The sequence below is a fragment of the Winslowiella arboricola genome (genome assembly GCF_025527015.1).
GTDB classification, from domain to species: Bacteria; Pseudomonadota; Gammaproteobacteria; order Enterobacterales; family Enterobacteriaceae; genus Erwinia; species Erwinia arboricola.
The window spans coordinates 383,874-403,253 of the sequence record NZ_JAODIM010000042.1; the positions used below are offsets into that span (position 1 = coordinate 383,874).

At 55.6% G+C, this 19,380-nt stretch carries 22 protein-coding genes; 19 read left to right on the forward strand and 3 right to left on the reverse strand.

Going from position 1 to position 19,380, the window contains the following annotated elements; all coding sequences use genetic code 11:
- The first annotated feature begins 15 nt into the window (after positions 1-15).
- The 6 genes from N5923_RS16115 to N5923_RS16140 all read left to right on the forward strand — a co-directional run bounded on the left by N5923_RS16115 (position 16) and on the right by N5923_RS16140 (position 5,311).
- On the forward strand, positions 16-954 hold the full coding sequence (locus N5923_RS16115; protein ID WP_267141883.1) for a ketopantoate reductase family protein: 939 nt from the start codon (positions 16-18) through the stop codon (positions 952-954).
- Positions 955-1,142: 188 nt separating this feature from the next.
- Positions 1,143-1,958: a TauD/TfdA dioxygenase family protein gene (locus tag N5923_RS16120; protein ID WP_267141884.1), complete on the forward strand. Its 816-nt coding sequence runs from the start codon at positions 1,143-1,145 to the stop codon at positions 1,956-1,958.
- Positions 1,958-2,932, forward strand: a complete 975-nt coding sequence (locus tag N5923_RS16125) for a Bug family tripartite tricarboxylate transporter substrate binding protein (protein WP_267141885.1) — start codon at positions 1,958-1,960, stop codon at positions 2,930-2,932. Before N5923_RS16120 ends, N5923_RS16125 begins: the two co-directional genes overlap by 1 nt.
- On the forward strand, positions 2,929-3,795 hold the full coding sequence (locus N5923_RS16130; protein ID WP_267141886.1) for a sulfurtransferase: 867 nt from the start codon (positions 2,929-2,931) through the stop codon (positions 3,793-3,795). The genes N5923_RS16125 and N5923_RS16130 overlap by 4 nt, the downstream gene beginning before the upstream one ends.
- Positions 3,792-4,829, forward strand: a complete 1,038-nt coding sequence (locus N5923_RS16135) for an alpha-hydroxy acid oxidase (RefSeq protein ID WP_267141887.1) — start codon at positions 3,792-3,794, stop codon at positions 4,827-4,829. The genes N5923_RS16130 and N5923_RS16135 overlap by 4 nt, the downstream gene beginning before the upstream one ends.
- Complete coding sequence (locus tag N5923_RS16140; protein ID WP_267141888.1) at positions 4,817-5,311, forward strand: tripartite tricarboxylate transporter TctB family protein; 495 nt, start codon at positions 4,817-4,819, stop codon at positions 5,309-5,311. Before N5923_RS16135 ends, N5923_RS16140 begins: the two co-directional genes overlap by 13 nt.
- A gap of 1 nt (position 5,312) precedes the next feature.
- Here N5923_RS16140 and N5923_RS16145 read toward each other — a convergent pair whose 3' ends face one another.
- From N5923_RS16145 to N5923_RS24840, 3 genes are all read right to left on the reverse strand, one after another.
- Positions 5,313-5,948 (reverse strand): TetR family transcriptional regulator, encoded by a 636-nt coding sequence (locus N5923_RS16145; RefSeq protein ID WP_267141889.1) that lies wholly within the window; start codon positions 5,946-5,948, stop codon positions 5,313-5,315.
- Between the two features lie 104 nt (positions 5,949-6,052).
- Entirely contained in the window at positions 6,053-6,319 is a 267-nt protein-coding gene (locus tag N5923_RS16150) for a hypothetical protein (RefSeq protein ID WP_267141890.1), read from the reverse strand.
- A 32-nt stretch (positions 6,320-6,351) separates the two neighbouring features.
- Positions 6,352-6,648, reverse strand: coding sequence for a type II toxin-antitoxin system RelE/ParE family toxin (locus tag N5923_RS24840; RefSeq protein WP_407704476.1), 297 nt, complete (start codon positions 6,646-6,648; stop codon positions 6,352-6,354).
- 535 nt (positions 6,649-7,183) lie between these two features.
- Here N5923_RS24840 and N5923_RS16155 point away from each other — a divergent pair.
- From N5923_RS16155 to N5923_RS16215, 13 genes are all read left to right on the forward strand, one after another.
- Positions 7,184-8,038 (forward strand): transporter substrate-binding domain-containing protein, encoded by an 855-nt coding sequence (locus N5923_RS16155; protein WP_267141891.1) that lies wholly within the window; start codon positions 7,184-7,186, stop codon positions 8,036-8,038.
- 174 nt (positions 8,039-8,212) lie between these two features.
- Positions 8,213-8,911, forward strand: coding sequence for an amino acid ABC transporter permease (locus N5923_RS16160; protein WP_267141892.1), 699 nt, complete (start codon positions 8,213-8,215; stop codon positions 8,909-8,911).
- Position 8,912: 1 nt separating this feature from the next.
- The gene (locus N5923_RS16165; protein WP_267141893.1) at positions 8,913-9,614 is read left to right on the forward strand and encodes an amino acid ABC transporter permease; all 702 of its coding nucleotides are present in this window, start codon (positions 8,913-8,915) and stop codon (positions 9,612-9,614) included.
- 9 nt (positions 9,615-9,623) lie between these two features.
- On the forward strand, positions 9,624-10,349 hold the full coding sequence (locus N5923_RS16170) for an amino acid ABC transporter ATP-binding protein (protein WP_267141894.1): 726 nt from the start codon (positions 9,624-9,626) through the stop codon (positions 10,347-10,349).
- Positions 10,350-10,362: 13 nt separating this feature from the next.
- Complete coding sequence (locus N5923_RS16175) at positions 10,363-11,565, forward strand: pyridoxal phosphate-dependent aminotransferase (RefSeq protein ID WP_267141895.1); 1,203 nt, start codon at positions 10,363-10,365, stop codon at positions 11,563-11,565.
- Positions 11,566-11,693: 128 nt separating this feature from the next.
- Complete coding sequence (locus N5923_RS16180) at positions 11,694-12,875, forward strand: MFS transporter (RefSeq protein WP_267141896.1); 1,182 nt, start codon at positions 11,694-11,696, stop codon at positions 12,873-12,875.
- An 11-nt stretch (positions 12,876-12,886) separates the two neighbouring features.
- Positions 12,887-13,825: an NAD(P)-dependent oxidoreductase gene (locus tag N5923_RS16185; RefSeq protein ID WP_267141897.1), complete on the forward strand. Its 939-nt coding sequence runs from the start codon at positions 12,887-12,889 to the stop codon at positions 13,823-13,825.
- Between the two features lie 60 nt (positions 13,826-13,885).
- Complete coding sequence (locus N5923_RS16190) at positions 13,886-14,611, forward strand: IclR family transcriptional regulator (RefSeq protein ID WP_267141898.1); 726 nt, start codon at positions 13,886-13,888, stop codon at positions 14,609-14,611.
- A gap of 187 nt (positions 14,612-14,798) precedes the next feature.
- Positions 14,799-15,815 carry a D-cysteate sulfo-lyase gene (gene cuyA / locus N5923_RS16195; protein WP_267141899.1) on the forward strand — a complete coding sequence of 339 codons (1,017 nt, stop codon included), beginning with the start codon at positions 14,799-14,801 and terminating at the stop codon, positions 15,813-15,815.
- Complete coding sequence (gene cuyB, locus N5923_RS16200) at positions 15,808-16,524, forward strand: cysteate racemase (RefSeq protein ID WP_267141900.1); 717 nt, start codon at positions 15,808-15,810, stop codon at positions 16,522-16,524. Before cuyA ends, cuyB begins: the two co-directional genes overlap by 8 nt.
- Positions 16,525-16,713: 189 nt before the next feature.
- Positions 16,714-17,724: a taurine ABC transporter substrate-binding protein gene (locus N5923_RS16205; RefSeq protein WP_267141901.1), complete on the forward strand. Its 1,011-nt coding sequence runs from the start codon at positions 16,714-16,716 to the stop codon at positions 17,722-17,724.
- On the forward strand, positions 17,721-18,491 hold the full coding sequence (locus N5923_RS16210) for an ABC transporter permease (protein ID WP_267141902.1): 771 nt from the start codon (positions 17,721-17,723) through the stop codon (positions 18,489-18,491). The genes N5923_RS16205 and N5923_RS16210 overlap by 4 nt, the downstream gene beginning before the upstream one ends.
- Positions 18,491-19,270, forward strand: a complete 780-nt coding sequence (locus N5923_RS16215) for an ABC transporter ATP-binding protein (protein WP_267141903.1) — start codon at positions 18,491-18,493, stop codon at positions 19,268-19,270. The genes N5923_RS16210 and N5923_RS16215 overlap by 1 nt, the downstream gene beginning before the upstream one ends.
- The last annotated feature ends 110 nt before the right edge of the window (positions 19,271-19,380 follow it).

Below are 19,380 nucleotides of genomic sequence, written 5' to 3' on the forward strand. Positions count from 1 at the left end.
GATAAGGAGCCGAGAATGAAACGTATCGCGGTTTTTGGTGCTGGCGCGGTGGGCGGGGTGATTGCTGCTCAGCTGTCGCGGGCAGGCAAAGCGGTAAGCGTGGTGGCGCGTGGCACGTATCTGGACGCCATGCGTAGCCAGGGGCTACGCCTGCGGATCGCCGCTGAAGAGTGGCTCTGCCCGGTAACGGCGACTGACGATGCCGCCGCCCTCGGGCCACAGGATCTGGTGATTTGCACGGTTAAAGCACACAGCCTGCCAGCGGCGGCGCCCGCACTGGCGTCATTGCTCGGGCCGGAGACTTCGGTGATCTTCGCGCAAAACGGCATACCCTGGTGGTATTTCCGTGATGAAGAGCATCAGTTAGCGCGCCAGATTGGTATTCAGCGCACCATCGGTTGCGTTATCCGCGCGCCCTGTTCGGTGGTGGCACCCGGAGTGGTACAACTCGATAGCGGGCATAGCCGCTATTATCTTGGCGAACCGGATAATTCGTTATCGCCACGCCTGCAACAGATTATCTCTGCGCTGGAACCCGCGCTGCCGGTAATTGCCACCACGCGCATCCGTGATGAGATCTGGCAAAAGCTGCGCATCAATGTCGCCAGTTCGTTGCTTACCACACTGACTCACTCTTTTACCCATGATGTATTGCAGCGCGCACCGCTGCGCGAACTGTTTATTCAGTTGCTGGATGAGACCCGGGCGGTGGCCGGAGGATATGGTGTGCTGCTGACGGAACCGGGCGAATCGCTGCTGGCGGGGCTGTCTGGCGGCCAGCATGCGCCCTCAATGTTGCAGGATCTGCTGGCTGGCCGGCCGCTGGAACTGGACGCCCAGTTGCTCACCGTGCAGGCGCTGGCGCGACAGGCAAATATAGCGACGCCGGTACTGGATATTTTACTGCCGCTTTTACAACAGAGGGCGCGTGCCACAGCGCAATATCATGTCTGAATAAAGCGTATTACGGCTGAAACACAGGGTAGCACACAACATTAACCGGTTATTTATATAACCGGTATGCGGCGTTATTTGCGTTATTTTATGGTTGTTATTTTTGCATTGCTTTTTATTTTTTGTTGTTTGCCATTTGTTAATGGGTTCTTATTATAAATTTACATTTTATTTTTACCGGGGGAATTATGGATATTACATCTCTGACGCCTGTCACAGGTAAGCGCATTACCAATTTTAATATTAAAAGAATGAGCGAAACTGATCTGTCACAACTGAAATCGCTAATTGCTGAGCACGGTGTGATTCATATTCCCGGCCAGCATTTAACGCCCGATGAGCTGGAAAGCGCGGCGCTGAATTTTGGCGAAGGGTGGCTGGGCGATTTTCTCAAACCGCTGGAGGGGCAGAAATTCGCGATACCGATAGCCAATAAGGGTAAGGCGCTGGCGATTTCCGAGCGCTGGCATGCTGACAGCACTTACGATCAGTATCCGCCTTATTTATCATTTTTAAGCGCGGTGGATATTCCGCCACTGGGTGGCGATACCATGTGGACCAGCCAGTATCTGGCTTACGAATTTCTGCCTGAGGGGCTGAAAAAGCTTATTGCGCCGCTGAAGGCGGTGCACTACAACCGCGGGCAGGTAAAAGTGCGCACCGGTGAAAGTCGCGACGATTTGCCGGGATTTGCCCATCCGCTGGTGATCCGCCATCCGGTTTCCGGTAAACCGGTCTTTTACCTCAGCGCCCATGCCGAGCATATCGAAGGGCTGAGCCGTGAAGACAGCGCGCCAATTTTCCAGCTGCTGCGCAATTATATTGGTCAGCCTGCACTGAGCTATCGCCATCAATGGCAGCCGGGTGATCTGCTTATCTGGGATAACCGCTGCACCATGCATTTCGCCATCCACGATTATGGCGACTATCCACGCTTTATGAATCGCGTCACCGTCGCAGGCCCGCAGCCGGAAGCCTGGTTCCCTGATAAGGCTGACAATTAATGAAGACCTTTCTCCTCTCTTTACTGCTGGCGCCGTGGTTATCGCTGCTTGTGGCGGCCGGGGCAGTGGCTGACGACTATCCGGCTAAACCGATTACGTTGATTATTCCGTTTCAGGGCGGCGTTACTGAACAGCTTGGTCGTGCTTATGCCGATGAGCTGTCTAAAGTGCTGGATACTCCGGTGATTGTTGAAGTGAAACCCGGCGCTGGCGGCGCGATCGGCAGTAAATATGCCGCCAATGCCGCCAGTGATGGTTACACGCTGGTGGTGGCCGGTGATGGCATGGCTATCAAGGCAGCGCTGACGCCGGGAGATAGTTTTGATCCGCAGCGCGATCTTGAGCCGATCGGCCCGCTGATGTCCCAGCCGTTTCTGCTGGTGGTGCGCCCGGACAGTGAGTTTAAAACGCTGTCAGATATTATTCATTACGCCAGTCAGCACCCGCGCAAAGTCACTTACGCCAGCGTGGGTCCCGGCACTGCCGCGCATTTAATGGGCCAGTTTCTGATGAGTGAAACCCATACTCAGCTGGTGCATGTGCCATATAAAGGCGGCGGCGCTCAGGCGCTGGCGGTGATGTCCGGCGAAGTTAATTTCGGCTTTCTGACCGCCGCCTTTGTCCAGCCTTACCTCGATGCCGGTACGCTGCGCGCCATTGCACTGATCGATCAGCAGCGTTCGCCGTTGTTCCCGACGGTGCCGACGGCCAGTGAAGCGGGTTACCCGGCGCTGACGCCTGCTGGCACCACCTGGTTTGCGCTGTTCGCGCCAGCGGGAATACCGACGGCGGCGAAACAACGGCTGACGCGCGCGGTGACGGAGATTGAGCGCCGCGGCACGATTGCGGGCCTGATTAAAAAATGGGGCGGCCAGCCGCTGACCGGTGGCCCGGAGGCCGTTCAACAGAAGCTTGGCAATAGCATTACCCAGTGGCGTGCCCTGCTGGCCAATAGTGGAGAGAAAAAGCAATGACCCGGATTAACCCTTTAATTGAAACTGAAGAGCTGGCCGCCGCGCAGGACGTGCTGTTATTTGATGTGACCGCCGGTAATGTTGCGGATAACGGCGGGGCGGAGATCACCGCCAGCCAGGGCTTTCGCGCCGGACATATTCCCGCGGCGCGCTGGCTGGATCAGGCCAGTCAGCTCAGCGATCTGCAGTCACCGTATAAATTTATTTCACCCACGCTGGCGCAGATTACGCGGGTGTTTACCGGACTTGGCGTCAGTGACAGCAGCACCGTGGTGCTCTATTCGCAGAACGGCTATGGCTGGCCGACCCGCGTATGGTGGCTGCTGCAATCTATTGGCTTTCACCGCGCGCGGATACTGAACGGCGGTTTACAAAAATGGCGCAAGGAGGGACGACCCCTTGAGCAGGGGGACGCCTCACCGTCAGCGCTCAGTGCCGGAGAGCTGACGCTTAAGCCGCAGCCGATCTTTGTTGATGCTGAACGCGTGCAGCTGACTATTGGCGCCAGCGACAGCACGCTTATCGATGCGCTCAGCCCTCAGCACTATCGCGGCGAAGCAGCCGGGAAATATGGCCGCAGTGGGCATATCCCCGGCGCGCTGAACGTCCCGGCGGATACGCTGATCGGCGATGATCATCGTTTTCTGGCGGCCAGCAGCCTGCGTGAGCGCTTTTATCAGGCCGGGGCGATCGCCGATAAACCGCTGCTTACCTATTGCGGCGCCGGTATCGCCGCCAGTGTCGACGCTTTTGCCGCCCGGCTGGCGGGCTGGGAAGCGATCACTATTTATGACGCTTCTCTGGCGCAGTGGGCCGCGGACCCTGCGTTTCCACTTGAACCCGCCGGTCAGCCATCAGTATGAAATCACTGGTGCGCGACTATCAACTCGCGGCGCGCCACTGCCTGCCGGAAGGCACATTTGCTTATCTGGCAGGCGGCGCGGAGCAGGAAAATGTGCTGCGGCGAAATCAGCAGGCGCTGCAATCGCTGACGCTGGCGCCGCGGGTATTGCGCGATGTCAGTACCGTGAGTACCGGCGTTGATTTTCTCGGGCATCAGCTGCGCACGCCATTACTATTAGCGCCGGTGGGATCGCTGCATCTGATTCATCCGGAGGCTGCCAGCGGCGTGGCAGCAGCAGCACGGCGGCGCGGCATCGCTTACGCCATCGGCTCGGCACTGCCTGACGCCGAACAACATGTTGCCGAAGGCGGTGACTGCGGCTGGTTTCAGCTGTATATCAATGGCGATGCGCAGTGGTTGCAGGAGCAGTGCCGCGCGGCACAACGGCGCGGCTATAGCGGGGTGATCCTGACAGTGGATGTGCCGCTGTTTCCCGTGCGGCGGCGGGACGCGGCGAGCGCTAATCATGCTGCGCGACGCAGTCAGCAAATACCACCGCTATTTCGACGCAATTTTACCTGGCAGGGATTACAGCAGCTGATCGCCGCGTGCCCTGATATCCCCTTTATGGTTAAAGGCATTCAGGATCAGCGCGATGCGCAATTAGCCTGTGAGGCGGGTGTTGCTGCTATCTATCTTTCTAACCACGGTGGCAGGCAGTGGGATCATGGCCCTGCGGCCATCGATTTACTGGCGCCGGTGGTGCGGCGGGTGGGTGGCGCGACACGCATTATTGTCGACGGCGGCTTCGCCAGCGGTAGCGATGTGGTGAAAGCGCTGGCGCTGGGAGCCGATCTGGTGGCTATCGGACGGGGCTATCTCTATCCCTACGCCGCTGGCGGCGAGGCGCTGCTTACGGCCTGGCTGGAGGAAACAGAACAGGAAATGATCACTGCCATGACCCTGCTCGGCGCTGCCGATTGCGCCGCGCTGAAGCAGATTCATCACCAGGCGCTGCCTGTAGCAGAGGAGACTATTCGTTGGCCAGATTAAATCAGTCAGGCAGAGAAAATGCGCTTGCTGGCCTGTTTCTGGCGGGCTGGGGAACGTTTTATCTGTTTAAAGCGCGTGAATATGGCGTAGGCGATGCGATGGAGCCAGGCTCCGGCTATTTCCCGCTACTGCTTGGCGCCCTGCTGGTGCTGCTGGCGGTGCTGATAATCCTGCGCGCACTGCTCTGCGCGCCGACGGCTGAGCAACCGGCCGCCACCCGCTGGCCGTGGCGGCAGATTGCGCTGATTGTCGCGGCGCTGGTCAGTTTTGCGGTACTGATCGGCGGAACGGGAAAAATTCTGCCTTTTACCGGGGCGGGATTATTTCTGGCGACGCTGGTGATGTCATTTATTGCCGGCCTGGCTAACCGGGATATCACGCTAAAGGAAAATCTGCTGATAGCCGGTTGCATGAGTCTGCTGTCGTGGCTGGTGTTTATTAAAATGCTTCATCTGTATTTGCCACTCTGGCCGTGGTCGTAATTTATTCCCGGCGGATATAGCGCAGAGTGGCGGTCACCGCTAAGCGGCGATTGCGGCTCGCGTTCTCTTCGTCGCTGGTATTGCGGGTAAACAGGGTACTGAAGGTGTAGCGGTTCGAAACATAGTGCACACAGATGCTGCTGAGCAGCCGGTGGACATCGATGGTTTCCACATTTTCGCTGAACAGGCCCGCGGCGCGACCGCGGGCTAAAATATCATCCAGTACATCCAGCGCGCTTTTATTCAGCGCCTGAATATGTGCCGACTGGCTGATATAGCGACCGCGCAGCAGGTTTTCGCTGCACACCAGGCGGATAAAGTCGGGATGGGTGGCGTGGTAATCAAAGCTCTCTTCTGCCAGTTTAATCATCGCTTCTTCCGGCGGCAGTGCCGACAGATTCAGTCCGGTTTCATGCTGGCGAATCTGCTGATATACCAGCTCCAGCACCGTGATATACAGCTTTTCTTTATTGCCAAAGTGATACACCACCATGCGTTTGGTGGTTTCAGCATTTTCCGCAATCTGCTCCAGCCGTGCGCCCTGCATGCCAAACTCCGCAAAAGCCTTAAGCGCGCCGGCAATAATGCGTTTCTTGAGTCCTTCAGGATCGTTCTTTCTTTTGGCAACAACAGGCATAGGGGTTATGGCATCCGGGTAGTAATCAGGGCAGGGAGCATAGAGTATCTTTCCTGCCGGGCGGACACAACCGGGGCGCTCAGGTCTTTCGGGCTAACCCCTGGCTAAGCGACGGCGTTAACCTGACGCTGGACGGAACGGACGATAGAGAAGAAATTACGTACGGTTGGGTTACTACCGGGACTCAGCATTTGCATAACAGACTTGCTGTTTTTACCGATATCTTCGCCGATGGTGACGAATCCGCCAGTGGCGAGTATCAGCCAGCGAAGAATTACCGCCGCAGCGTCGAATTCTCCATCAGCGATAAGCTCTCTGGCTTCCGCAAACATCGCCTGACGATATTGCAGATCTTCACGCATTTCTTGCACTATGCGTTCATTTACTGAAACAGCGGGCATAGTTATTTACCTCTCTTTTCAATCAGATAATCACTACGATACTGTTGAGCGTTATCCAGATCTTTGTCCTGGGTTGATTTGTCACCAGCACATAATAAAATTATCAGTTCATAGCCATCTTGCATTAAATACAATCGAATGCCTGGTCCCCAGTTTATCCGGTATTCACCGATTCCGGCGCGACCACTGAGCCATTTAATCGACGATGTATTCCCTGCCGTGAGTCGGGCTATCGCTGAGTCAATCTTAACCCTGGCCTGGGGATGCTTCTTCCGCCATTTTGCCAGGGGGGCTGACACCCTCCGGTGTCACGTATTCTTTAATAATGATTTCCGTTATCATGCCACAATGGTAATTTATAGATTACCATTGTGCAAGTTGTGAAATGATTGCTTTTGTTCACCCACCACCTTTACGCCCGGTTTGTTTTAGACAGTACCTCTGTAAGTCAGAAAGGATTTTATTAAGAAGCGGAGTTATTCTTCAACATGCTTAAAGCGTTATGCTCTCTCCCCACAATGGATCATCTTTCCCCGAAACAGTGCATCAGATTGTTCTGTAATCTGTTTTTCCACCGCGCATTGCGCCTCCCGACGGTCAGAGTGTTTACTTATAACCAGATTGATAAAAAATTTACCTGATTGAATATAGGCGACTTTTTCTGCTGCCTGCAGCTGTTGACATAAGTTGGCACTGATTATGCTACGAAGAGAATATGCATAAATCATAATGCCATTATGAAAACTGCAGATATGACTGACTGGGTGTTAACGAAGTTGTCCGGACTGACAGGAACGACTTTCTCAATTGTTTTTTAATCCTGGAGGATTACCTGTGGCCAGAAATGTAACCAACCCTGCTCTGCAACGAAAACTTATCAGCGCCAGTGTGCTGGCACTGCTCACCATCAGTGGTGCGGCATCCGCTAATCAACTGGCGGATATTAAAGCGCGCGGTGAACTGGTGTGCGGCACGCTGGCCACCACCGAACCACTGGGCTTTACCGATGCGAAAACCCGCAAGATTGTCGGCTTTGATGTCGATATCTGTCAGGGGCTGGCCGACCAGCTGGGGGTGAAGATGGTGCAAAAAAGTCTGTCGGTGGAAGCGCGTATTCCTGAGTTACAGATTGGCCGTGTCGATGTGCTCTCGGCGGCGCTGGGCTATACCGCCGAGCGCGAAAAGCAGATCGATTTCTCCTCTTCACACTTCCAGGTACCGTTAAAAGTGCTGGCACCGGTGGCGGCAGGGTATAAAACGCTGGCCGATCTTGATGGTAAACGCGTCGGTATGACCTCGGGGTCCACCTCGGAATACTGGTTGCGCAAATCTTTCCCGAAAATCGGTGTGGTGACTTACCACGATTCTCCATCCGGTTTCCTGGCGCTGGAGCAGCGTAAAATTAATGGCCTGGCGTTTGCCCAGACTTCCGGGATGCGTTATCTGCAAGCCGGAAAAGGCAAATACGCATTTATTGACCAGGCAATCAGCTGGGAACCGAATGCGCTGGGGATTAAAAAGAATGAGCCTGAACTGCTGGCGGCCGTCAATGGCGCACTGGAAAAAATGGAGCAGGATGGTCAGCTGGAAGCTATCTGGAATAAATGGATGGGGTCCGAAACGGTATATAAGATTAAACGCGAACATAAGTTAGAGCCGATTGAACAGGTCCGCAGCAGCGTTAAGTAATTATTTCTGATAGCTGGCTATGCGCCGTGGTCGCCACTGTCGCGGCGTAATATTTACGGGTTATGACAGATTAACCCGATCGGAATAATGCTTTTTATTTTCTACCCGGTGCGCAATAAAAACATGATTGCATCATGGTTTTTAAGCTATGCCTGCTCCAGGGAGTCGAGTCTGATGATAAGTTTTGACCCAATGACATTGCTGCAAGGGCAATATTTGCAGTGGATAATTACCGGACTGGAAACCACACTGATACTGTTTTTTCTCTGTCTGCTTTCTGGTTTTATTTTCGCGCTGCTGCTGGCATCAATGCGTATTTCCGGAATTGCGCCATTGCGCTGGTTTGTAGTGTGTTATGTCGAGTATCACCGTAATGTACCGGCACTGGTACAGCTGCTGCTGTGGTATTTTGGCCTGTCCGCGGTCTTGCCTTATGCATTATCGGAATGGGTGAATCAGCATGGCAGCGAATTCTTTTTTGCTTATGTTGCCCTGACGCTGAATACCGCTGCTTTTATGTCGGAAGATCTTCGCAGTGGATTACGTTCAATCGCCAGCGGGCAGATGGAAGCCTGTCGCGCGCTGGGGCTGAGCTTTGCCCAGGCGATGCGTGACGTCATTCTGCCGCAGTCGATTCGGGTGTCGATTCCGCCGCTGCTGGGGCAGTCGCTGTCGCTGTATAAATCCACCAGTCTGGCGATGGCAATCAGCGTGGCGGAACTGACTTATGCGGCGAAACAGATTGAGAATGAAACCTTCCGCACCTTTGAGGCGTTTGCCATTGTCTCGGTGATCTATCTGATCGGTTCGCTGCTGATTACCAGCGTCGGCTCTGCTTATGACCGTTATATTTTCCGCGCCGGGAGTCGATAAGATGCACGATATGCTCGATATTATTATCAACTACCATGATTTACTGCTGAGCGGCAGTTATCCCAATGGTCCCTTAGGCGGACTGGCATTAACGCTGTTTATTGCGGCCTCGGGGTTAGTCTGTGCGTTTCCGCTGGCGATATTCATTGGCATAGCGCGTACCAGTAAATTTAAAATTATTTATCTGCCGGTCACCCTGTTTACCAGCGTGATCCGTGGTTTACCTGTTCTGATGCTGGTGTTCTGGTCCTATTTTGCGGTGCCATTAATTTCGGGTCACTCAATTTCCGGGGTAAAGACCCTGATTGTGGCGTTAATTATTTATGAGATGGCGTTTCTCGGTGAAATTGTCCGTGCCGGTATATTGTCGGTGCCGCGCGGTCAGGTTGAAGCAGCACGCACGCTGGGCATCAGTTATTCGCGCACCATGCTGGAAGTGATTTTACCGCAGGCGTTATTTACCATGATCCCCAGTATTCTTAATCAGTTTATTAATCTAATTAAGAATACCTCGCTGGGTTATGTGATTGGCGTTGCCGAATTAACTTACTCGGCGTATCAGATTAATACGCTTGAACTGACCAAACCGCTACAGGTATTTGGCGTGTTAGCCATTATCTATTTTATCGTCTGCTTTTCACTGACGCAGTTAGTCGGAAAACTGGAAAACGTTATTCAACGTAAGCGCCAGATTAAGCTGTAGGGAGCTGAAATGTTAACACTTGAAAATGTCGAAAAATGGTATGGCGCGCATAAGGTGCTGAACGGCGTCAGCGAACAGGTTGCCAGAGGCGAAGTGGTGGTGGTGTGCGGTCCCTCCGGATCGGGGAAATCAACCTTAATCCGCACCATCAACCGGCTGGAAGAGATCCAGCACGGCCGCATTCTGGTGAATGGTGTCGACAGCCGTGACGAAAGCGTCGATTTAAATCAGTTTCGCAGCAATATCGGCTTTGTATTCCAGCAGTTCAATCTGTTTCCCAATCTGACGGTGCTGCAAAACGTCACCCTTGCGCAGCGGCGGGTGCGGAAAAGCAGCAAGCGCGAGGCCGATGAGATCTCCACGGCGCTGCTGGAGAAAGTGGGACTGGCGGCAAAACTGCAGGCTTATCCGCATCAGCTCTCCGGTGGTCAGCAGCAGCGGGTGGCGATAGCCCGCGCCCTGGCGATGAAACCGCCGGTGATGCTGTTTGATGAGCCAACCAGCGCCCTCGACCCGGAAATGGTCGGCGAGGTGTTGCAGGTGATGAAGCAGCTCGGCAAAGAGGGCATGACCATGGTGTGTGTCACCCATGAGATGGGCTTTGCCCGCGAAGTCGCCGACCGCGTGATCTTTATGGATCAGGGCGAAATTATTGAACGCGCTACCCCCGAATGCTTTTTCCATCAACCCCAACATCCTCGTGCGCAAAAATTTGTTGCCGATATTCGTCACTGACAGGACTCCGGATATGAACATTCTTTCTCAAACCCTCGACCGTATTAAACCTTCTGCCAGCAATGCCGCCAGCCAGCTGGCGCGTGAGTTGAAAGCCCAGGGCAAGGACGTGATCGCGCTCAGCTCCGGCGAACCGGATTTTGATACCCCGGATCATATTAAGCAGGCGGCGCTACAGGCGATGAATAACGGCGAAACCAAATACCCGCCGATTGCCGGGATCCCGGCGCTGCGTGAAGCCGTGGTGAATAAATTTCGCGTCGATAATCAGCTGGAGTACAGCACTAAACAGATCATCGTTTCGAACGGCGCCAAACAGATTATCTCCAATGCGTTAATGGCGACCCTCAATCCGGGCGACGAAGTGATTATTCCCGCGCCTTACTGGGTGTCGTACCCGGAAATGGTGTCGCTGTGCGGCGGTACGCCGGTGATTGTTTCCGCCAGTGCGGAACATGGCTTTAAGCTGACCGCCGACGCGCTGGAACAGGCGATTACGCCAAAAACCAAATGGCTGCTGTTTAATTCGCCGTCCAACCCCTCCGGCGCGGTCTACAGCCATCAGGAACTGCGTGCGCTGGCCGATGTGCTGCTGCGCCATCCGCACGTCTGGGTGATGGCCGACGATATCTACGAAAAGCTGGTGTATGACGACAGCCAGTTTTACACCTTCCCGCAGGTTGAACCGGCGTTAATCGAACGCTCGCTGATTATTAACGGGGTTTCGAAAGCCTATGCGATGACCGGCTGGCGCGTCGGCTACGGCGCGGCGCCAGCGCCGCTGATTAAAGCGATGGAGACCATTCAGGGGCAGACCACTTCCGGCGTCTCTTCAATTTCTCAGTGGGCGGCGGTGGCCGCACTGACCGGGCCGCAGGAATTTCTGGCTGAGTGGCGCGCCAGCTTTGTTGAGCGTCGCAACTATGTGGTGGCGGCGCTGAATGAGGCGCCGGGCCTGCACTGTCAGGTGCCGCAGGGGGCGTTCTATGTTTATCCCTCCTGCGCCGGGGTGCTGAATAAAACCACGCCTGAGGGACGGGTGCTGCATACGGACAAAGATTTCACCGAGGCGCTGCTCGCCAGTGAAGGCGTGGCGTTAGTGCATGGCGCGGCATTTGGCCTCGCGCCGAATTTCCGCCTCTCGTATGCCGCGTCGATGGCGCAGCTGCAGGAAGCCTGCGCGCGTATTCAGCGCTTTTGCGCCAGCCTGCAGTAACGGTTTGTCCAACGCCGGGGGAGATGACTCGCCCGGCGCCTGACGCTTTTTATCGGTGGGGGGTATCCCGCCACCGTCAAGGATGTCGCATGATTCTGGCTGGTACTTTTCCTGTCTTTAAAGAACCGATGACACGCAGGTATTTGATGGGACAGGCGGCATCGATTGTTGGTCTGTGGACGCAAAACGTCACCCTGAATTTATTGCTGTGGCAGATGAGCCATTCGCCATGGCTGCTTGGCGTGCTTAATTTTCTGCTCTACTGCCCGTCGCTGATTGTGCCGCTGCTGTTTGGCAGCCGCCTGACGCCTGCGCGGGTGAAGGGCATTATGATGAAAATCCTCTGCCTGTCGATGACCATCAGCGGCTTACTGCTGACCAGCGTGCTGCTGGGATTTATCTCGCCGCCGTTTATTTTGCTGATTGCCGCACTGGCGGGCTGTATCTCATCGATGGAGCTGCCGACGCGGCATCTGCTGCTGACCAGCAGCCTGCAGGATAAGTCGCTGATGTATAACGCGGTCGCCATGAACACCATGGTCTTTAATCTCGGAAGGATGTTTGGCCCGGCAATTGCCGCCTGGAGTTTTAATCACTATGGCGCGGCGGCGGGATTTGTGATTTCTCTCTGCGGCCTGATCACCATGTGGTTTGCGGTGCGCAGCATGCGGGTGGTGGAGAGCGAAACCGGCACCCGCCGCGCCGGTGGCATGCGCAAGGCGCTGCGCTATGTGAAAAACGATCACTTCGCCATGCGCTTTTTGCCGATGCTGGCATTTATGGGCATCTTTGCCGGTTCCTATCAGTCACTGATCCCGGTGCTGGCGGCAGAAAGTTTCCATGATACCGCGCGCTTTACCGGCTGGTTCTTTAGTAGTGCCGGTATCGGTTCGCTGCTGGCGGCGCTGCTGATCTCGGCGCGCATCTCCCATCAGCGGCTGGTGCAGTGGCTGCAAATTGCGCCCTGGTCCGCGGTGCTGGCGCTGGGCGGTATCGCCAGCTCTTCAGCGCCGTTACTGACCTGTTTCTGCTTCCTGTGGCTGGGCCTGTCACTGACTTTTTTCTCCACCATGATCAACTCCACCCTGCAACACCACAGCCCGCCAGAGCTGCGCGGCGGCGTGGTCGGTCTGTATGGCATGTCATTTCAGGGCACCATGCCGATCGGCAATCTGCTGGTTGGCCTGCTGGCTTCGCTCGGCAACATCATGCTGACCTTCCTGCTGATGTCACTGATGCTGGCGGTCTTACTTGGCGGGCAGTGGGGCATTCTGAAGTGGAAACAACACAATCCGGCGACAACCGAATAGATGAGGCAATAATGGAAAAGAACGTATTGATGGTACGCATGCTGCCCGCCGGGCTGGTGGAAAAGTTAAACGTGCATTGCAATCTGATGGGGCCCGTCAGTGCGCTGGACGGCAGCGATCTGCCCGCCGGCGCGGAGAGCGCGGAAGTTTTGTTAACCATGAGCAGTATTCAGACCGGACGCTCGCTGATTGACGCATTGCCCTGCTTAAAACTGGTGATCTGTTATGGCTCCGGTATGGAGTTTGTCGACAGCGACTATTTAAAACAGAAGGGCATCGCCCTGACCAATGCCTCCGGCTCTAATGCCAGCAGCGTCGCCGAATTTGCTATCGGCCAGATCCTCGCCAGCTGCCGCCATATTCTGTCCGGCGACCGCTTTTTGCGTAGCGGTGAATGGAAAGGTAACAGCGTTGAACGCTATCCGCTGGTGGCTGGCTTACAGGGCAAAAGGATCGGCATCTACGGTCTCGGCGAAATTGGCGTGCAGATTGCGCGTCTGGCGCAGGCATTTAATATGTCGGTGGGCTATCACAGCCGTACGCGTAAACCCGGCGACTACCTTTATCTGGAGAGTCTTGAACAGTTAGCGCAGTGGGCCGATGTGCTGGTGGTTGCCGCCCGGGGTACGCCGCAAAACTACCATATTATTGATGCAGCAGTGTTGCGCCTGCTCGGCGCCGACGGCCATCTGATTAATATCGCCCGTGGCATGCTGGTTGATGAAAATGCGCTCTGTGATGCGCTGGAGTCCGGGCAGCTGGCTGGCGCCGCACTGGATGTCTATGAGTTTGAGCCTGAAGTCTCCGCCCGCCTGCGCGCCGCGCCAAATGCGATTCTGACGCCGCATATCGCCGCCAATACCTGGTCAGCACAGCAGGCGCAGCAGCAGCGGATGCTGGATAACGTTATCCGTCACTTTGCCGGCAGTCCATTGATTGGCATGGCATAGTAATTTTTGTACATTACTGCGTAGCTGTAATCGTCATGTTGGCTTACTGAATGGGAAGTTATGTCGAGACAAAAGAGTACTGATGTTGATCGTTCGGTCAAAGCGGTCAAGCGCACGCTGGCGATCCTTGATGCTTTTATTCCCCATCCGGGCGGCATTACGCTGGGTGAACTGGAAGCGGCAACCGGCCTGTTTAAGAGCGTGATTCTGCGCTATATGCTGACACTGGAAGCCGAACGCTATGTGTTTAAGCGCGCGGACGGATGCTATGAATTAGGCTCACGCGCTTTTCAGCTCGGTTGTGTCTACGAACGTACCTTTGATTTGCACCGCCATGTGATGCCAGTGCTGGAAAAACTGACCGCCGCAACGCTGGAAAGCAGCACCTTTTATGTGCGCGACGGCGATTTTCGTATGTGCCTGCTGCGCAAAGACTCGCCGCAACATATTAAATCCAGTGTGCCGGTCGGCACCCTGCTGGCCATGGATGATACCTCTGCCGCCAGCGTACTGCGCCAGTTCGAACAGGGTATGCCAGAACGCTGGCGTTATCAGGATGGACTGTTTACCTCAAGCGGCGCAGGCCTGAACCGGCTGGAAACCAACAGTCTGCTCACCGCCTCGATCACGGTGCCGGTGTTTAAACATGGCAACCAGCTGGCGGGGGCGCTGAGTATTTCCGGTCCCACCAGTCGTTTTGACCCGGAAGAGACCGCCAGTCAGCAACTGTTGCTGGAGGCGGCGCAGGGCCTGTCGCATGTGCTGGGCGCGGCGACTAGCGGGTAATATGCCACCCACAAAATCCTCGATGTCACACTGCCGCTGTTTATTGTGCTGATAAAGCCATATTAAAAATATGGCTATTGATAGCAATATATCTTTTTAAGCAATCCCGACCAACAGTTATACAGTACGCCAGATAAGGGTGCCTGTTGCGTGCCCGCCGTTTCCCTGATGATATTAAGGAGCAGGTATGCATCTGGCACGTTTTCCCCGCCTGACGTTAGGACATTTTCCGACGCCTCTTGAACCCCTGACCAATCTCACCCGTTTGCTGGGTGGGCCGCAGATCTGGATCAAGCGTGATGACTGCACCGGGCTTGCCACTGGCGGCAATAAAACCCGCAAGCTGGAATTTCTGCTGGCCGAGGCGCTGGCGCAAAAAGCGGATGTGGTGATTACGCAGGGGGCGACGCAGTCGAACCATGTGCGCCAGACCATTGCCGCGGCGGCTAAAATTGGGTTGCAGGCCAAAGTGCTGCTGGAGAAACGCGTCACTGATTTCGGTGAGGAGTATCAACGCTCCGGCAATGTGCTGCTGGATCATCTGCTGGGCGGCGAAGTGATGGCGCATCTGCCGGGCGGCACCGATATGCAGCAGGCGATGGAAGAACTTGCGCAGCAGCTGCGCGAGCAGGGGCGCAAACCTTATATTATTCCCGGTGGCGGTTCCAATCCGACCGGCGCGCTGGGTTATGTCGCCTGTGCCGAAGAGCTGCTGTATCAGTCCAGTCAGCAGCGACTGCGCATTGATCATGTGGTGCACGCCACCGGCAGCACCGGCACGCAGGCCGGGCTGGTTGCCGGATTTACCGCCAGCAACAGCGCTGTTCCGGTCACCGGCATCAGCGTGCGGGCGCCGCAGGATAAACAGCAACAAAATGTCTGGGAGCTCGCCTCGCGGACGCTGGAACTGCTGGGGGTTAAGGGCGCACTGCCGCGCGAGGCGGTGGTGGCTAACAGCGATTATGTCGGCGATGGCTATGGTTTACCCACCGACAGTATGCTGGAAGCGCTGACGCTGCTGGCGCAGCATGAAGGTATCTTGCTCGATCCGGTTTACTCCGGTAAAGGGATGGCGGGGTTAATCGATCTGGTGCGCAAAGGCCATTTCCGCAAAGACGAAAATGTGGTGTTTATCCATACCGGCGGCGCGGCGGGACTGTTTGGCTACCGGCATCTGCTGGAATCCGGGTCGCTGCGTGTCTGAGCCTTTTCTGCTCGGCATTCTTGGCGGTATGGGGCCGCTGGCGGCGGTGGATTTTCAGTATAAGATTTTGCGGGCGGTGACGGCTGACAGCGATCAGCAGCAGATCCCGATGGTTATCGTGAATGTGCCGCAAATCCCTGACCGGCAACAAGCGCTGGCGGGCAGCGGACCTTCGCCGTTACCGCAGCTGCTGGCAGCAACGGCCACGCTTAATCGCGCCGGGGCGAGCCATATTGTGATTGCCTGTAATACCGCCCATCACTGGTTTGTGCAGCTGGCGCAAGTCAGCAGGGCGCCGCTGTTGCATATTGCCGATGCCACGCTTGATGCGGTGTTAAACCTTCGCGCCGCACCGCAAAAGGTCGGACTGATTGCCACCACGGCTACTGCGCATGCCGGCTGGTTCCAGCAGCGTTTTGCCCGCCATCACATTGCCACGCTGCTGCCGACGGCTCAGGAGACAGAGCAATGGTTTGTGCCAGGTTGCTATGCGGTAAAACGTGGAGCCGTGGAGGAGGGCGGAGCGTTGCTGGCAAAACTGGCGCAGGCGCTGCTCGATCGCGGCGCTGAGCGGCTGATACTGGCCTGCACCGAGGTGCCGCTGGCGCTGGATGCCATTGGCTGGTCGCCGCCTCAGCGCGCTATTGATCCCGCCGCTGCGATGGCGGCGCACTGTGCGCGTTTATGGCAGCAGCAGCGCGCGATATAACAGAGTTTAAATAAACGATTAAACCATTCCATTGCTTTTTTTTAATATAAGTTAATGCCAGGAGTGAATTAGCTTAGCCGATTTTATAACAATGCTTAGCGATTATTCATCTAAATAAAACCAAAGCAACTCTCTATAATGCCCGGGCACATTCAGGATTATTTATCTCATTTTACCAGGAAGAAAATAATGAAAAAAAGTTTCACCCTGTTGCTGGCTGCCGCCAGTTTATGGAGCGGCGCCAGCTGGGCTGCAAATACTCCTCAGGAAGTGCGTATTGCCTATAGCGGCGGTTCGCAGGTAATTATGCTGGCAAAAGCTGACGGTTCACTGGAAAAAACCCTCGGCACTAAAGTGAAATGGGTGCAATTTGCTTCCGGTGCGGATGCACTGAGTTATTTTGCCAGCGATGCAATTGATATCGCTAACTTCGGCTCCAGTCCGGCAACCGCCGGTGTGGTGCGCCGCCTGCCGGTCGAAATTATTGGCGTATCCGGCGTGATTGCCAGCTATGAACGTCTGATCGGCAAACAGGGCATCAACACAATTAACGATATTGAGGGTAAGCGGGTGGCTTATCCGCCTAACTCCACGGCGCAATATGCGCTGGAAGCCGCCATTTCAGTGCATAAACTCGACCGCAGTAAAATCACATTACTCCCTTTACGCCCCGCGGAAATGGTGGCGGCATGGAAACGTGGCGATATTGACGCCGGTTATGTCTGGGCACCGTTTGCCCAACAGCTGGAGTCAGACGGCGGACATCAGGTGTTTGCTACCAAAGACCTGCAGAAAGAGGGCTATCTGATCTACAACAACTATGTGGTGCGTAAAGCCTTCGCGGAACAATATCCGCAAGTGGTCAGCGCGTTCCTACGTGTGCACCAGCAAAAAGTCGATGAGTTCCGCCACAACCCGGAACGCGCTGCTGCAATTGTGGCGCAGGAAGTGGGCGCACCGGTCGCCACGGCGACCAATACCCTCGGCGGGCTTGAATATCCGACCCTCAGCGAGCAGGGCACCGCGTTATGGCTGGGTGATGGTTCCGATAGCGATAACAGTGGCATCGGCAAGGCGCTAAGCAAAACCGCAAACTTCCTTGCCGGCATCGGTGAAATTCGCCAGCGTGATATTCCCGCTCACTGGGATCAGGCGATTAATTCCCGCTATATCCGTGAAGCGGCCACGCCAGCACCATGAAATTAGGTCAGCATGTCGCTATCAGTACCGTCTCGGTAACGCTGTTTTTTATTCTCTGGCAGGTGGCGGCGACCCGGCAGTGGGTCGATCCGCTGTTGTTGCCCTCGCTGACGGATATTGGCATCACCACAGAAGAGCTGCTGGCTGACGGTTACCGGCAGGTGCCGTTATGGCAGCATATTGCGGTCAGTCTGGCGCGCGCGCTAAGCGCTTTCTCGGTGGCGATTCTGCTGGGTATTCCGCTGGGCTTGCTGATGGGGTTGTCTTCCGGGCTTGCTGCGGTGCTTAACCCTTTTGTGCAGTTTCTGCGGCCTCTGCCGAAGATTGCGCTGATCCCGCTGGCGGTGGTGTGGCTGGGTATTGGCGAGGCATCGAAATTTTTCCTGATCTTTATCGCCACTTTTCTCAGTGTGGTGGTGGGGGCCAGCGCCGCGGTGGATCGTATTGGCCGTTCACGCATCCGTGTGGCGCAGACGCTGGGCGCCAGCAGGCGGCAGATTTTCCTGCGCGTGGTGCTGCCGGATGCGTTGCCGGAGCTGTTCACCACGGTACGGCTGTCGATAGGTATTGGCTGGACTTCGCTGATCGCGGCGGAGATGGTGGCGGCCAGTTCTGGTCTCGGCTGGATGGTGATTAACGCCAGCTCTTATCTGCGCACCGATATTGTGATGCTCGGTATTCTGTTGCTGGGCGGGATTGGCTATTTACTGGATTTACTGCTGCTTGGCCTGCAACGCTGGCTGGTGCCGTGGGCGGGGAAAGAGTAATGGACGCACATATTTCACTGGATAATGTTTCGCTGCGCTATGCGGCCAGACCACAGCCGCTGACGGTGCTGGACGATATCTCGTTGCAGATTGAGAAAGGGGAATTTGTCGTGCTGCTGGGGCCATCGGGCTGCGGCAAGTCCACCATTCTTAATCTGGTGGCCGGGTTTAACACGCCACAGAGCGGCACGGTCAGCTGCGCGGGCAGGCCGGTACAAAAGCCGGGTCCCGATCGCGGCATGATCTTTCAGCAGCCTAATCTGTTTCCCTGGTTGTCGGTACTGGAGAACGTCACCTTTGGTCCGCGGTTACAGAAACACCATAAAGCGCAGATCAATGCGGAAGCGCAGGGGTGGTTGCAGCGGGTAGGGCTGGCGGGCTTTGAACATCACGCGCCCTGGCAGCTTTCGGGGGGGATGAAGCAGCGCGTGGCGCTGGCGCGTGCCTGGCTGCCCGGCCCGGAAGTGCTGTTGCTTGACGAGCCATTTGGCGCGCTGGATGCGCAAACCCGCATGATGATGCAGGAGTTGCTGCGTCAGGCGTGGCTGGCAACGCAAACCACGTTGCTGTTTGTTACCCATGATGTTGAGGAAGCGCTGTTTCTCGCTGACCGGATTGTGATTATGTCTGCGCGTCCGGGAAAAATCGTCGATGAAATTGTGCTGCCGTTTGGCCGCGAGCGCGATATCGAAACGCTGGCGGAACAGGAGCAGTATCGCGAAATAAAACATCATGTATTACACCGCGTACGACAGGAGGCCAGGCGGCATCTTATCTGACCGGTAATACACGCTTATCACTGGCAAATATGCACTTACTGCCCCCCTCTCTTATATTACCGGGGAGGGGCACTGTTGTTTATCTCGGTTTAATTATCTCCTGGGAGAAT

What these genes read in the sequence shown, in the direction of transcription:
- N5923_RS16115 (WP_267141883.1), top strand. Translation starts at nt 16, where the DNA reads ATGAAACGTATCGCGGTTTTTGGTGCTGGCGCGGTGGGCGGGGTGATT.
- N5923_RS16120 (WP_267141884.1), top strand. Translation starts at nt 1,143, where the DNA reads ATGGATATTACATCTCTGACGCCTGTCACAGGTAAGCGCATTACCAAT.
- N5923_RS16125 (WP_267141885.1), top strand. Translation starts at nt 1,958, where the DNA reads ATGAAGACCTTTCTCCTCTCTTTACTGCTGGCGCCGTGGTTATCGCTG.
- N5923_RS16130 (WP_267141886.1), top strand. Translation starts at nt 2,929, where the DNA reads ATGACCCGGATTAACCCTTTAATTGAAACTGAAGAGCTGGCCGCCGCG.
- N5923_RS16135 (WP_267141887.1), top strand. Translation starts at nt 3,792, where the DNA reads ATGAAATCACTGGTGCGCGACTATCAACTCGCGGCGCGCCACTGCCTG.
- N5923_RS16145 (WP_267141889.1), bottom strand. Translation starts at nt 5,948, where the DNA reads ATGCCTGTTGTTGCCAAAAGAAAGAACGATCCTGAAGGACTCAAGAAA.
- N5923_RS16160 (WP_267141892.1), top strand. Translation starts at nt 8,213, where the DNA reads ATGATAAGTTTTGACCCAATGACATTGCTGCAAGGGCAATATTTGCAG.
- N5923_RS16165 (WP_267141893.1), top strand. Translation starts at nt 8,913, where the DNA reads ATGCACGATATGCTCGATATTATTATCAACTACCATGATTTACTGCTG.
- N5923_RS16170 (WP_267141894.1), top strand. Translation starts at nt 9,624, where the DNA reads ATGTTAACACTTGAAAATGTCGAAAAATGGTATGGCGCGCATAAGGTG.
- N5923_RS16175 (WP_267141895.1), top strand. Translation starts at nt 10,363, where the DNA reads ATGAACATTCTTTCTCAAACCCTCGACCGTATTAAACCTTCTGCCAGC.
- N5923_RS16180 (WP_267141896.1), top strand. Translation starts at nt 11,694, where the DNA reads ATGACACGCAGGTATTTGATGGGACAGGCGGCATCGATTGTTGGTCTG.
- N5923_RS16185 (WP_267141897.1), top strand. Translation starts at nt 12,887, where the DNA reads ATGGAAAAGAACGTATTGATGGTACGCATGCTGCCCGCCGGGCTGGTG.
- N5923_RS16190 (WP_267141898.1), top strand. Translation starts at nt 13,886, where the DNA reads ATGTCGAGACAAAAGAGTACTGATGTTGATCGTTCGGTCAAAGCGGTC.
- cuyA (WP_267141899.1), top strand. Translation starts at nt 14,799, where the DNA reads ATGCATCTGGCACGTTTTCCCCGCCTGACGTTAGGACATTTTCCGACG.
- N5923_RS16205 (WP_267141901.1), top strand. Translation starts at nt 16,714, where the DNA reads ATGAAAAAAAGTTTCACCCTGTTGCTGGCTGCCGCCAGTTTATGGAGC.
- N5923_RS16210 (WP_267141902.1), top strand. Translation starts at nt 17,721, where the DNA reads ATGAAATTAGGTCAGCATGTCGCTATCAGTACCGTCTCGGTAACGCTG.
- N5923_RS16215 (WP_267141903.1), top strand. Translation starts at nt 18,491, where the DNA reads ATGGACGCACATATTTCACTGGATAATGTTTCGCTGCGCTATGCGGCC.